Below are 13,716 nucleotides of genomic sequence, written 5' to 3' on the forward strand. Positions count from 1 at the left end.
TGTTGAAATAAAAACAGGTAAACGGTACCTTAACAGGTAACTTATCAAGGTACCGTTTACTCTTAACGACATCTAACGATTTGCCAGTTCCCTGGTAATATCCTCCCAGGTCACACCTTTCTGCGCCATCAGAACCATCATATGGTAAAGAAAATCAGAAATCTCATATTTCACTTCTTCGGAATCAGGGTTTTTCGCAGCAATAATAATCTCTGTCGCCTCTTCCCCCAATTTCTTAAGAATCTTATCAATTCCTTTATCAAAAAGATAATTGGTATAGGAGCCTTCCTTTGGATTTTCTCTTCGATCAAGAATCACTTCAAATACTTCCTCAAACACTTTAAGGGGATTGGAATCCTGATACTCCTTTTTTACCAGTTCCTGATAAAAACAGCTTCTGGCACCTGTGTGACAGGCAGCACCAATCTGATTTACCTTGGCAAGAAGGGTATCATTGTCGCAATCCAGAGACAGTGATTTTACATACTGATAATGACCGGAAGTCTCACCTTTTAACCAAAGGCTCTGACGACTTCTGCTATAATAGGTCATCAGTCCGGTTTTTAATGTTTTATTAAACGATTCCTCATTCATATATGCAAGCATGAGAACTTCCCCAGTGCGGTAATCCTGGGTAATAACAGGAATCAGGCCATCTCCGTTTAATTTAAACTCAGAGAATTGTATCGCACTTTCAAAAGTCTCCACTGCAATTCCCTGCATTTTCAATTCCTGCTTCAGCTCCATACAGCCGGTTTTTCCATCTGAAATGTCAATAATCCCCATAATGTTTTCTCTTTTTAAAGCATCTGACAGAAAAAACGGATCATCTCTAAGTCCTGTAACCATAAATACTTCTTCCCGGTCAGTAACTGCATCCAGTCCTTCTTCTGTGAGGGAGGTATCTCCTAAGATCATAACAGAGGCTCCCAGCTGTGCATATTCTTCCGTATGAGACAGATAGGAAATATCCGGTAAATAGGCATAAATTTTATCGTCTCCAAACCGGTCTGAAGCTTCCTTCATCATATCCACATTTTCTTCTATACTTACATCGAGAAAGGCTGCTTTGGCACCGGCATACAGATATTTTTTTACATCTTCCAGACGTTTTACCCTTCCGCCCGCAAGAACAGGAATATCCGAAACTCTTCCAATCTCTTTCATCAGACCGATGGTGCGCTCATGATCTGCTTCTGTTTCTGAAATGTCATAGAGAAACAGCTCATCTGCACCATTGTCTCCGAAAAAACAAGCCAGAGAAAGAGGACGTTCCCCATAACAGGCTGATAAATCATCAAGTCTCCAAGCTTTCCCTTCACGTATTCCGAAACCTGCAATTAATTTTTTACATTCCATCATACTTTCCTCCCTTGATGGTCCTGCAATTCAAAGGTCTTTACCGCTTCCGAAAGATCTATCCGCTTCTCATACAATGCTTTTCCGATAATCGCGCCCCGGACGCCTGCTTCGTATAATTCTTTTAAATCTTCCATGGAAGACATGCCGCCGGATGCGATCACATCCAAACCTGTTTCGTCCGTCAGTTTTTTTGTATATTCCACATTGGGACCGGAAAGCATTCCGTCCCTGGAGATATCCGTATACACAATATGGCGGATTCCGTATTCCTTCATTTGGGAGCAAAGTCGGGAGGCGGTAATTTCGCTTACTGTTTCCCAGCCTTCTACCGCCACCATTCCGTCTTTTGCATCCACGCCTAACACGATCCGGTGTGCTCCAAACTTATGAATCATATCCCTGATAAACTCCGGCTGCTTCACCGCTTTGGTCCCGATAATTACCCGGGCAACTCCCAAAGAAAGCATGGAAGCAATGGCCTCTTCACTGCGGATTCCACCGCCGATCTCAACAGGGATTGAAACCGTATCGACAATTCTTCGTATTACTTCCTCATTAACCGAATGTCCGGCCAGTGCACCGTCCAAATCAACCAGATGAAGATAAGTTGCTCCCTGCGCCTGCCAGAGTGCCGCTATCTCTTCCGGTTTATCAGAATATACGGTAATCTCTTTAAATTCACCTTGCTTTAAACGGACACATTGTCCGTTCTTTAAATCGATTGCTGGATAAAGCTGCATATGGATTCTCCTTATAATGTGCCTTTTGTAGATAGAACTCCGGTAATCCGGGGATCCGGCAAAGTGGCATCATCCAGTGCCTTGGCAAATGCCTTAAATACCCCTTCAATTATATGATGATTGTTATCCCCTGAAAGCTTTCTGATGTGAAGATTCATCTCTGCAGAATAAGATACGGCGTAGAAAAATTCCTTCACCATCTCTGTCTCAAAATCACCTACCCGTTCCGCTGTTAAGGAAACATCAAAGCCTAGATAAGGGCGCCCGGATAAATCTACAGCACACAATATTAAAGTCTCATCCATGGGCAGTATCATATTTCCGTAACGCTTTATGGATTTTTTATCACCCAGCGCTTCCTTGATGGCAGTACCCAGTACAATTCCCGTATCTTCAATGGTATGGTGGGTATCTACTTCCAGATCTCCCTTCACCGTCACCTCCAGATCAAAAAATCCATGACGTGCAAAGCTGTTTAACATGTGGTCAAAAAAACCGATCCCTGTATGAATATTGGCAATTCCGCTTCCATCAATATTGAGCTTCATCTGAATATCAGTTTCCCTGGTTATTCGGGATATCACTGCACTTCGTTCCATATTTTTCCCCTTTATTCCTGGATTTCGTCCTCTTCAAACCGTATTTTTACCGAATTGGCATGGGCTGTCAGCTGCTCAGCCTGGGCAAAATAGTCAATCTCTTTGTACACATCTGCCAGTGCCTCTTTGGAATAGTAAATAATGCTTGATTTCTTAATAAAGTCGTCTACACTGAGAGCAGAAAAGAATCTTGCCGTTCCATTGGTAGGGAGAACATGATTGGGTCCTGCAAAATAATCGCCCAAAGGCTCAGAGCTGTATTCACCAATGAAAATGGCGCCTGCATTATGAATCCTTGTCATGTCTTCAAAGGGATTTTTCGTAACAATCTCAAGATGCTCTGGTGCAATCTCATTGACCGCTGAAACCGCATCCTTCATATCATCCGCAACAAGAATGCAGCCGTAATTATCCAGAGATTTATTTATGATCTCGGATCTGGAAAGTTTAGAAGCCTGTAATCTCGCTTCTTTTGATACCTTTTCCGCCAGCTCCATACTGGTCGTTACAAGAATTGCAGAAGCAAGCTCATCATGCTCCGCCTGGGACAGCAGATCCGCAGCTACAAACCTTGGATTTGCACTTTCATCTGCGAGCACTAAAATCTCGCTGGGGCCTGCAATGCTGTCAATGCTGGCATGACCGTAAACTGCTTTTTTAGCCAGTGCCACAAATATATTACCGGGACCTACGATTTTATTAACCCTTGGAATGGATTCCGTACCAAAAGCCAGAGCAGCAATTGCCTGGGCTCCCCCCACCTTATAGACTTCCGTCGCCCCTGCAAGATGAGCGGCTGTAAGTGTAACCGGGTTTACCTTTCCATCCTTTCCGGGAGGCGTTACCATAACGATCCTGTCCACTCCTGCCACCATAGCAGGTATAATGTTCATCAGAACAGAAGAAGGATAAGCGGCTTTTCCGCCCGGCACATACACGCCTGCACTCTCCAGCGCAGTTATCTTCTGACCGAGTATTGTTCCGTCCGGCTTGCTGTCAAACCAGCTGTACTGTCTCTGTTTTTCATGAAACAGCCGTATATTATTCATAGACTTTTCCATGACTTCTAAAAGCTTAGGATCAACTGACTTCACCGCTTCATCAATTTCCTCTTTTGTTACGCGGATATTGGTCTCGTTCACTTCTGCTTTGTCAAATTCTCTGGTAAAGGCAAAAACCGCCTTGTCTCCCTCTTCCTTTACACGGTCCACAATCTCCTGTACGGTTTTGGCATACGTATCGTATTGATTGGGATCTCTCTTTAACAATCCGGAAAGAATATTCTGTTTGGATGTTTCATCTAATTTTACAATCTTCATTGGTTTTCCTCCTGCAGCAATAGTCTTAAATCCCGAATCAGCTTTGTGATCCTTTCATTTTCCCGTTTCATGCTCACCTGGTTCACCACCATACGGGCAGAGAGGGGGCAGATTTCTTCCAGTACCGTAAGCCCGTTCTCCTTTAAGGTTGTTCCCGTCTCCACGATGTCAACGATGACCTCAGAAAGACCAACGATGGGAGCCAGCTCTATGGAACCGTTCAGCTTAATGATTTCCACAGTCTGATGTTTTTTATTGTAAAAATAATCCTTGGCAATGGCCGGATATTTTGTTGCTACACGGATCCGCTCATGGTGCTTTAAAAGTTCACCGGCTGACTGGGGGCCACAGACGCACATACGGCAGTTTCCGATTCCCAGATTCATGACCTCATAAAGCTTTCTTCCCTCTTCTAAAATCGTATCCTTCCCAACGATACCGATGTCTGCGGCACCGTATTCCACATAGGTTGGAACATCACTGGCCTTTGCCAGGAAAAACCGGATTTTCAGTTCTTCATTGGTAAAGATCAGCTTTCGGGAGTCCTTATCTTTCATCTCTTCGCAGGTGATTCCGATCCGTTCGAACATTTCAAGTGACTGATTGGCCAGACGCCCTTTTGCCAGGGCAAATGTCAGATATCTCATAAGTACCCCCATTATTTTAAGTATTCTGAAAGCGGAACCACATCCATGCGCTTTAAGTCAAGATTGATTACAGTTACCGATATTCCTTCCTGGTCCAGATACAATACATTCTTTAAATCGCGGCGCATGGCATATTCTTTATAAGCCTCCATGGACCGTTCCGTTTTCTTACACTGGAGCTGGACCGGAACCTTTAAATCCCGAAAATGTCCGGCGAGAGAAATGGCATTCTCCCTTGACTCCTGTTCATAAAGAATCATGGTATTGGTCATGGAAACCTCTGTCTCAATCTTCTGCCTGCTTAGAGCCAGCAAAAGCTCATCCACAGAGATACCAAATCCCACAGCCGGGGAATCCTTGCCAAACTGCTTTAAAAGGCTGTCATACCGGCCTCCGTTTACAATGTAATCCCCTGTACCATAGGTATAGGCCTTAAAAATAATTCCGGTATAATACTGATACTGGCTGAGCATTCCAAGGTCATAAGACACATAGTCAGAAAGTCCGTAATGTTCCAGAATCCGGTTCACCTCTTCTAAACGGCTGATTGCCCTTAAAGCCCGCTTATTGGCAGTCAGTTCCCTGGCAGCCTGTATCTGCTCCAAAGACCCAAAAAGCTCGGGAAGCTTTAAAAATACCTGTTTTAGCTCCTGGGAAATGGGCTGGGCCATGACTAACTCTTCCACACCAAAATAATTCTTGTTTTCAATCAGTTCCCGAAGAGTTTCTTCCATCTCCTCATCCATACCGGCTTCTTCTAACAGCCCTTTAAAGAAATCTACCTCTCCCAGTTCCACCTGAAACTCAGTCAGTCCGGTAGATCTCAGTGCCTGAATTACCATAGCCAGGATTTCACCGTCTGCATCCGGTGAATCATCACCAATTAACTCAACTCCTGTCTGGCTGGCTTCTTTCAGCCTTCCCTGGTAGCTGGAATTGTTGATAAAGGTACGTTCTACATAGCAAAGCCGGATGGGCATATCCTCATCCAGAAAATACTTGGCTGCACATCTGGCGATTGCAGGCGTCTCATCCGGACGCAGCACCAGCGTATGATTATCCCGGTCAAAAAACTTAAACATCTCTTTTGCTTTTACACTTCCTCTGGACTCGTTGAAGATATCAAAAAATTCAAAGGTAGGCGTTTCGATGTCCTGATAACCGCATAAGTGAAACTCTTTCAGCATCTTTTCCTGGATGACTGCTTTTCTCGTACACTCTATACCATATATATCCCGGACTCCATCCGGCGTATGTAACAGTTTATTCGCCATAACAACCTCCAAACGTTCAAGAAAAATTCTTTCATGGAATATCATTTTCTCTTACTTTCATGTAGTAAAGTGATAATTTAATAACGTGTAGTATATTATAGGCGAGAAAGATATTCTTGTCAATCTCTTCTGTCCAAATCTTTCTGTATCATTTCCAGATAATGAATCAGGATATCCCTGCAGCTTGCTATTTTCCAGGTTTTATCCAGTTCCTCATAAGTGAAACTTTTTCTTCCCCCCGCCTCCATTCTTTGAAAAAAATACTTTATCTGATCAAAGGGGAGATAATAAACTTCATTCTTCTGAGTATAGGATACAATAATAAAGGCGATTCCTCCCTGCCTTTCAAATTCTTCCATAAAAGTGACCTGATGAGAATGAATGTTCTGCAGCGGAAACGTATCAGACGCACATTCTTTTGCATCAAAGCAAACGGGAATTCCCTGAACAGCACCGATATAATCCACCGTACTTTTCTGATCAAAATAGGCAAGGGTAATATGCCTGCTCTCCTTATCGATAGAAATAGGCGTAATGGGTGTAGGGATTTTCTGAATCAGAGCCAGTCCCTTATCCCGGTAACTGTCATTGCTTCGATTAATCAGCTCTTCTAATGTTGATCCTCTTAATCCTCTTGTTTTCCAGGTTCCCATCGTATCTACCTCCATTCCCTGCATATGGCAGCGTAAATGGGAGGCAGGGGAGCCGTAAATTCCTTACCAGAGAGATAAGAAAGGGGTTCCGGCAGCTGAGGCAGTACCAGCTGATAGGAATGAAGAAGCTGTGACTGGACTTTGTAAAGCCTCCTGGCCTCATCATTTACCTTTTTATCTCCATATTTGTAATCCCCCACGATTGGATGCCCGATGGAAGATAAATGAGCCCGGATCTGATGCGTACGCCCAGTGATCAGAGTCACCTTTAGAAGCGTGTAGCCGCCGAAATAATTTAACGGCAAATATTCCGTGGAAATCGGCACACTGTCTTTAAATTCACTGGGACGGACAGTGACCTGATTGGTTTTCTCATCCTTTGCCAGAAACCCGGTAATCATCTGTTTCCGGGGCACATGCCCTTTCACCACACACTGATAATACTTGTGAATTGTCCTGTCCTTAAACACCTTTGACATCACCTGAAGACCTGCCAGGGATTTTCCTCCAACTACAAGACCGCTGGTATTACGGTCTAAGCGGTTGCAGACTGCGGGGCGGAAACTTTTTAACTGCTCTGTGGACAACTCGCCTTTTGAAAGCAGATAATCAATCAAAAACTCCACAAGAGATTCGTCAGAATCTTTTGCTTTTTGCGACAGCATTCCTGCAGGCTTATTAATAAGGATGATATGCTCATCTTCATAAATAACATCTAAAGAAATTTTACTTACCCTGGGAACCTTAACCTGGGAGAATTTTTCAATGGTCTCATCGGAAAGAAAAAGTCTGATTTCATCTCCCTGGGACAGCTTTTCAGAACCGTCGCATTTTTTTCCATTTAAAGTGATGTTCTTCTTGCGCATCATTTTATAAAGAAAACTTTTTCCTGCCAGATTTAAATATTTGGACAGCAGCTTATCGAGCCGCTGCCCTGCTTCATTTGTCGATACAATTACAGACTGCATAATGGTTCCCTCTTTTATAAAATTTACATAGACAGACTTTTTAACAGAGCTGCTGCCTGATTAGCTCCGTCATTCTCTTCATTCGTTTCATTTGGTTTCAGACTCCCTAAGCGCTTAAGAAACGCCCTTTCGTCCAGGCTCACCTTTACATTGTAATCCAGCTTATGCCGGCCTAACATCTGTTTTATATACCGTTCTGCACTGGAGGCATCAGTCTTTCCGTCTGAACAGTACGCATAGATTTCATCCGGAAGGATCACAAGCACATCCATTGGCAGAAGCTGTTGTTTTGAAGAAATGATAAGTTCATACAAGACAATCCCTTTGTCTTCAAATACGGAGACCTTTTCTCCAAAAACCGGCGATAAAGAACGGTACCTGAAAGAAGCAATCAGGGGAGCCGCTATATTGGCCGTAGGCAGAACAGAAAGGATTGACATCACGGTTAAAACATTCTTTAATGCGTCGCTGGCAGCAAATTCCCGGAATAGTAACTGAATAACAATCGCAGCTGCACCAATCAGCACCTTAAACAGCTCTCTCTTTTTATGATAATCACGGTAACCAGGCTGTCCTTTGCTGTATCGTTTCACTTTTGTAACCCTCTTTCTTTTATCTTCTGGTATTCACCACCCGCATAAATCCTTTCATAAACCGGAGTATCGCGGAATGAGGAATCAATTTGCATAAAAGCCGGAACGCTTTCATCGTAGAGCCGTAAACGGAAACCGGCCGTCCCATCATACTGTCACGCAAAGCCAGACGTACGACCTTTTTGGGATCAGCCATCACAACTTTTTTATAGAGAGGAATTCTGGCTGTTGTCTCAGCGACTTCAAAGAATTCCGTTCTGACAGGTCCTGGGCAAACCGCCGTCACAAGGATTTTCTTTGGCTTTAATTCCTCATTTAAGGCTCTGCTGTAACTTAATACAAATGCTTTCGTCGCTGCATAGATAGCAAAACCAGGCTGTGGCAGAAACGCTGCTGCAGAAGAAAATTGTATGATTCTGCTGTTTTCCGACATATAGGGAAGAACCATATGAGTCACTGCGCAAAGCGCTCTGCAATTTAAATCTGCCATTCCCAGTTCATCATTTAAACTGGCTGATCCAACGTCCCCGATTTTTCCATAGCCAGCCGCATTGATCAGCCATTTTACTTCCGGTTTTTCTTCAAATAATACATCCTGCAGGCTCATCAGCTTATTGTCATCAGTTAAATCAATTGCAAACGATCTTACTTTTACCGGTACGAGAGGGGATAATTCCTCTATCCGGTCCTTCCTTCTGGCAATCGCCCAGATCTCCCCAATGCCGCCAAAGCGGTCGGCAATCTGCATGATAAACTCTCTTCCCATACCGGAAGACGCACCAGTTACGATAGCAATCTTCATCATGATCCCTTCTTTCAATCAGACATTTATTCTATTTCTTTGTTGATTTTTTATGAACATTACGGATGGTCTTTTTCTTGCGTTCCCGCTGACCTCCCGCTGTCTCCCCCTTTTTCCTGTTTCCATAATCTTTCCCGGTTTTATCCTGGGAAAAACCCGGTTTTTGTCCATATTTGGGACGGATCAGACATTTTTTGTCAAATCCTATTAAATCAGTTCTTCCTGCTTTCGTAAGTGCCTCTGCCACAAGGTCATAATTCTTCGGATTCCGGTATTGGATCAATGCTCTCTGCATGGCCTTCTCATGAGGATTAGTAGGGACATATACCGGTTCCATCGTTCTGGGATCATAGCCGGTATAATACATGCAGGTGGATATTGTTGAAGGCGTAGGATAAAAATCCTGTACCTGTTCCGGCATATAACCCAGATCCCTTAAATACTCGGCAAGCTCAATGGCCTCCGAAAGACCAGACCCCGGGTGGGAGGACATTAAATAAGGGACCAGATACTGTTTTAATCCCAGCCGTCCGTTCATATCGTTATATTCCTTTACAAACCGGCGGTAGACATCATTTTTCGGCTTGCCCATCTTATTTAGAACCTTGTCTGCCACATGTTCCGGTGCTACCTTTAACTGACCGCTGACATGGTATTCACAAAGCTCTTTTAAGAATTTCTTACCCGGGTCCGCAAGCACATAATCAAAACGGATACCAGAACGGATAAATACTTTTTTTACCTTGGGCAGATTTCTTAACTTTCTTAAAAGTTCAATGTAATCAGAATGGTCCGCTCTTAAATTCTTACATGGTTCCGGAAACAGGCATTGTTTATTTGGACAGGCACCTTTCCCGATCTGTTTTTCACAGGCTGGATACCGAAAATCCGCAGTAGGGCCTCCAACATCATGGATATAGCCTTTGAAATCAGGCTCATCAGTCAGCCACTTTGCTTCCTCAATGAGAGATTCATGGCTTCTGGCCTGTATGATTCTTCCCTGATGGAATGTGAGTGCACAGAAGCTGCATGCGCCGAAACATCCGCGATTGCTTATAAGGCTGAACTTAATCTCCCTGATAGCAGGAACTCCGCCCAGTTCTTCATAGGACGGGTGGTAATTACGCATATAAGGAAGCGAATAAACCCGGTCCATCTCTTCTGTAGACAACGGCTTGGCCGGAGGATTCTGAACCACGTATAAATTGTCCTTGTATGGTTCCACAAGACGCTTCCCAATAAAAGGATCTGTGTTGCTATACTGAATATAATAGCTTTTTGCATATTCCAGTTTGTCTTTTTTCATACTGTCATAAGACGGAAGAAGCTGGGCATCATATACAGACTCCAGGCTGTCTGTTTTGTAGACAGTTCCCTCCACAAAAGTTATATCCCGGATATCAATGCCGCTGTTTAATGCATCTGCTATTTCCACAATGGATTTTTCTCCCATTCCATAGGAGATTAAATCTGCCTGGGAGTCGATTAAAATAGAGTGCTTCAAACGATCCGACCAGTAATCATAATGAGCCAGACGCCTTAAACTGGCTTCGATACCACCGATAATCACCGGTGCTTTTTTATAAACGGAACGGATCAGATTGCAGTATACGGTAGTTGCATAGTCGGGGCGCTTTCCCATAACGCCTCCCGGAGTGTAGGAATCCTGTTGTCGTCTCTTTTTTGATACAGAATAGTGGTTTACCATAGAATCCATATTTCCGCCGGAAACCAGAAATCCAAGCCGTGGTTCACCGAGAACAGAAATACTGGAAGGATCCTTCCAGTCGGGCTGGGCTATCATCCCTACCTTGTAGCCGTGAGCTTCTAGCAGACGGCTGATAATAGCGGGTCCAAAAGAGGGGTGGTCTACGTAGGCATCTCCTGTTACATAGACAAAGTCACATTGTTTCCACCCCCGGATATTCATATCCGCCCTGGTGATTGGAAGATAGTCGTGCATCATGAGTTAACTCCATTTCTTTTTAACAACTGGTAATAATCGTAAATAAAATAATCCGCAAGTTCCCGTTTCTCGTCTTCCAGTCCCCTGGAAAATTCGTCATCAACCGCACAGACTGTCATGCCTGCCCTTTTTCCTGCCATAATTCCTGCAGGTACATCCTCGAATACAAGGCACTGGGACGGCAATACAGCCAGTTCCTTTGCCACCTTTAAATAAATATCAGGTGCAGGCTTTCCTGCCGCTACTTCGCAGGAGGTGACCACTATTTTAAAATACTTCCCTATTTTTAAGGATTCAATCACAGCATCCACCATCTCTCTTCCGTTGCTGGTGGCAATTCCTGTATGAATGCCCTGTGACGCAAGGTAAGCGAGGAACTCCCCTGCCCCCGGTTTTAAGGGAACTTCATTTTTATACTTATCAAGGGACATATCTGTCCAGATTCCCTTGATCACATCCAGAGATTCCTCCAGATGAAACCGCTCTTTAAAATAAAAGGCAGTTTCCGTAAAGCTCATTCCTTCAATTTCCCGTTCCAGATCATCGGGGCAGGCAATGCCTCTGCTGCCTAAAAACTCTATATCAATGGATTTCCACATCCACATGGAATCCACCAAGGTTCCATCCAGATCAAAAATTACCGCTTTTTTCTGATTTAACATCTTTTGTTCTTTCTTCCTTTCCGTGACGCTTTAACAGATCAATTTCCTCCCCGGTAAGGGGGCGGTACTCACCAGGCTGTAAATTTTCATCCAGCTTTAAGCTGCCCATAGAGAGTCTCTTTAAGTATACCACACTGCACCCCAAAGCTTCAAACATTCGTTTTACCTGATGAAATTTCCCTTGCCTGATCGTCAGGAGAATCGAGGAAGGAGTTCCATATTCCAGAATTTCAAGACCGGCAGGCATCGTTAATGTTCCGTCTTCCAGAACTACTCCCTCTTCCATGCGTTTGACTGCATCTGCAGGAATTACTCCTTCTATTCTGGCATAATACACCTTATCCACATGCTTTTTAGGGGACAAAAGCTGATGAGCCAGATCCCCATCATTGGTAATGAGAAGAAGACCCTCCGTATCGATATCCAGTCTTCCCACCGGGAATAAATCTCCCCGTTTCCGGTCCGTAATCAAATCAATGACAGTCTGGTACCGGTTATCTTCTGTGGCTGACACCACCCCCTGAGGTTTGCACAGCATATAATATTCAAATTCTGCATAAGAGATTGTTCTTCCGTCAACTGCGATTACATTCTGCCCTGGAATCAGCTTGCGTTCCGGCTTTTTCTCAGGAATGCCGTCTACGGTAATCCTTCCTTTTCGTGCCATTTCCTTAATCTGGCTTCTTGTTCCTTCTCCCATTTCAGCTAAATATTTATCTAATCGGATTTCTTTCATTACTGCCACCGCCATCCCGGATTGTATTTATTTTTCAGCGTATCACCATTTCCTTTGGCAAATCCCAGAGGAAATCCGTCTACACAGATTAAGATCCAGCCTTTTTTTCTTCCATCTGATTCTGTCAAAAAAACAGTTTCCCCTTTTAAGTACCGTATCACTCTCTCATCTTCCTTTTGAAACGAGATTGTCTGCTTAAATTCTTCACATGTGAGAGACTGAGCCAGTGCCTGGGATGGTTCGAAACGTTCCTTTTTCATCTCACCCAGTAAAAGACCTGTACGAAGAAAACGGAGCTTCCGTCCAGCTTCCGGAAAATACTCCGGAAGGTAATAGACACAGTTATTCTTAATCTCGATTCGGGAGGTGATAAACGGCTTTGATATCATTGAGAGGAACTGAGATAATTCTTCCGGCAATTCTTTTGCTTTTCTGCATTCTGGCTTTTCCTTCTCTCCCCAAACCGGTTCCCCCTTTTTCTTTAAGAGAGCCATGAAATGACCTTCTCCCTTGATTTTATGGGGAAACAGGCGAAAGCAGCCTGACAGTCCGATACCGTCTGAAGCTCCTTCAAACAGCGGCAGCTTCACCAGTTCCATATCCTCATGGTTTTTCAGGATATGGCGGATAATATCTTCATTTTCGCAGATGGAGAAGGTACAGGTAGAATACATCAAAAGACCGCCTGGTGCCAGCATCTCAACCGCATGTCCAACGATTTCAGTCTGTATCGCCGCATAATATTCCGGTCCATGCTCTTCATAGCTTTTCACCATATCTGCATCTTTTCGGAACATTCCTTCTCCCGAACAGGGTGCATCCACCAGAATCTTATTAAAAAAGCCTGGAAATACCGTTTTTAATTTTTCCGGCTCCTCACTGGTAACACAGATATTTTCGATTCCCCATAGCTCCAGGTTTTTTAATAGTGCCCGTGCCCTGGAATTGCTGATATCGTTAGATACCAAAAGTCCTTTCCCGTTCAGTTTTGTGCCAAGCTCCGTGCTTTTTCCACCTGGTGCAGCACAAAGATCCAGAACCTTATCTCCCGGTTCAACCGGAAGCATATGGGCCGGTGTCATTGCGCTGGGTTCCTGCAGATAGTAAAGCCCGGCATAATAATAGGGATCTTTTGCCGGACGCTCCACACCTTCATAATAATAACCATTGCTGATCCAGGGAACCGGATGAAGCTTTAATGTTGTTATATCCTGAAATTCTTCCGGGGAGATCTTTAACGTATTGACACGCAGGCCATACAGCCGTTCTTCTTCAAAGCTTTTTAGATAGGCTTCATATTCTACCGTCCCCAGCAAGTCCTTCATCCTGCTTAAAAATTCTTCCGAAATTTTAATTTCCTTCACTTTTTTACTCCTATTTCTTCTCTATGTAAGC

Annotated in this window: 14 protein-coding genes; all 14 read right to left on the reverse strand. The window is 43.9% G+C overall.

Annotated elements, in window-relative coordinates; genetic code table 11:
* Window positions 1-72: 72 nt before the first annotated feature.
* Complete coding sequence (gene hisIE / locus CRO04_RS10890) at window positions 73-1,362, reverse strand: bifunctional phosphoribosyl-AMP cyclohydrolase/phosphoribosyl-ATP diphosphatase HisIE (RefSeq protein WP_097004270.1); 1,290 nt, start codon at window positions 1,360-1,362, stop codon at window positions 73-75.
* Complete coding sequence (gene hisA, locus CRO04_RS10895) at window positions 1,359-2,102, reverse strand: 1-(5-phosphoribosyl)-5-[(5-phosphoribosylamino)methylideneamino]imidazole-4-carboxamide isomerase (protein ID WP_097004271.1); 744 nt, start codon at window positions 2,100-2,102, stop codon at window positions 1,359-1,361. Before hisA ends, hisIE begins: the two co-directional genes overlap by 4 nt.
* A gap of 11 nt (window positions 2,103-2,113) precedes the next feature.
* Complete coding sequence (gene hisB, locus CRO04_RS10900; protein ID WP_097004272.1) at window positions 2,114-2,701, reverse strand: imidazoleglycerol-phosphate dehydratase HisB; 588 nt, start codon at window positions 2,699-2,701, stop codon at window positions 2,114-2,116.
* A gap of 11 nt (window positions 2,702-2,712) precedes the next feature.
* Window positions 2,713-4,020: a histidinol dehydrogenase gene (gene hisD / locus CRO04_RS10905; RefSeq protein WP_097004273.1), complete on the reverse strand. Its 1,308-nt coding sequence runs from the start codon at window positions 4,018-4,020 to the stop codon at window positions 2,713-2,715.
* The gene (hisG, locus tag CRO04_RS10910) at window positions 4,017-4,667 is read right to left on the reverse strand and encodes an ATP phosphoribosyltransferase (protein WP_097004274.1); all 651 of its coding nucleotides are present in this window, start codon (window positions 4,665-4,667) and stop codon (window positions 4,017-4,019) included. Before hisG ends, hisD begins: the two co-directional genes overlap by 4 nt.
* 11 nt (window positions 4,668-4,678) lie before the next feature.
* The gene (gene hisZ, locus CRO04_RS10915; protein WP_097004275.1) at window positions 4,679-5,941 is read right to left on the reverse strand and encodes an ATP phosphoribosyltransferase regulatory subunit; all 1,263 of its coding nucleotides are present in this window, start codon (window positions 5,939-5,941) and stop codon (window positions 4,679-4,681) included.
* Window positions 5,942-6,060: 119 nt separating this feature from the next.
* A complete protein-coding gene (locus CRO04_RS10920) occupies window positions 6,061-6,594 on the reverse strand; it encodes a Holliday junction resolvase RecU (RefSeq protein ID WP_097004276.1) in 534 nt (177 codons plus the stop codon).
* 5 nt (window positions 6,595-6,599) lie between these two features.
* Window positions 6,600-7,562: an RluA family pseudouridine synthase gene (locus tag CRO04_RS10925; protein WP_097004277.1), complete on the reverse strand. Its 963-nt coding sequence runs from the start codon at window positions 7,560-7,562 to the stop codon at window positions 6,600-6,602.
* A 23-nt stretch (window positions 7,563-7,585) separates the two neighbouring features.
* Complete coding sequence (locus CRO04_RS10930) at window positions 7,586-8,155, reverse strand: O-linked GlcNAc transferase-like protein (RefSeq protein WP_097004278.1); 570 nt, start codon at window positions 8,153-8,155, stop codon at window positions 7,586-7,588.
* 19 nt (window positions 8,156-8,174) lie between these two features.
* Window positions 8,175-8,957 (reverse strand): SDR family NAD(P)-dependent oxidoreductase, encoded by a 783-nt coding sequence (locus tag CRO04_RS10935; protein WP_097004279.1) that lies wholly within the window; start codon window positions 8,955-8,957, stop codon window positions 8,175-8,177.
* 31 nt (window positions 8,958-8,988) lie between these two features.
* The gene (locus tag CRO04_RS10940; RefSeq protein ID WP_097004280.1) at window positions 8,989-10,923 is read right to left on the reverse strand and encodes a YgiQ family radical SAM protein; all 1,935 of its coding nucleotides are present in this window, start codon (window positions 10,921-10,923) and stop codon (window positions 8,989-8,991) included.
* Entirely contained in the window at window positions 10,920-11,585 is a 666-nt protein-coding gene (locus CRO04_RS10945; RefSeq protein ID WP_097004281.1) for an HAD family hydrolase, read from the reverse strand. The genes CRO04_RS10940 and CRO04_RS10945 overlap by 4 nt, the downstream gene beginning before the upstream one ends.
* Entirely contained in the window at window positions 11,554-12,321 is a 768-nt protein-coding gene (locus CRO04_RS10950; protein WP_097004282.1) for a pseudouridine synthase, read from the reverse strand. The genes CRO04_RS10945 and CRO04_RS10950 overlap by 32 nt, the downstream gene beginning before the upstream one ends.
* On the reverse strand, window positions 12,321-13,685 hold the full coding sequence (locus CRO04_RS10955) for an RsmF rRNA methyltransferase first C-terminal domain-containing protein (protein ID WP_097004283.1): 1,365 nt from the start codon (window positions 13,683-13,685) through the stop codon (window positions 12,321-12,323). Before CRO04_RS10955 ends, CRO04_RS10950 begins: the two co-directional genes overlap by 1 nt.
* Between the last annotated feature and the right edge of the window lie 31 nt (window positions 13,686-13,716).

It is taken from the genome of Lacrimispora amygdalina (assembly GCF_900205965.1).
GTDB classification, from domain to species: domain Bacteria; phylum Bacillota; class Clostridia; order Lachnospirales; family Lachnospiraceae; genus Lacrimispora; species Lacrimispora amygdalina_A.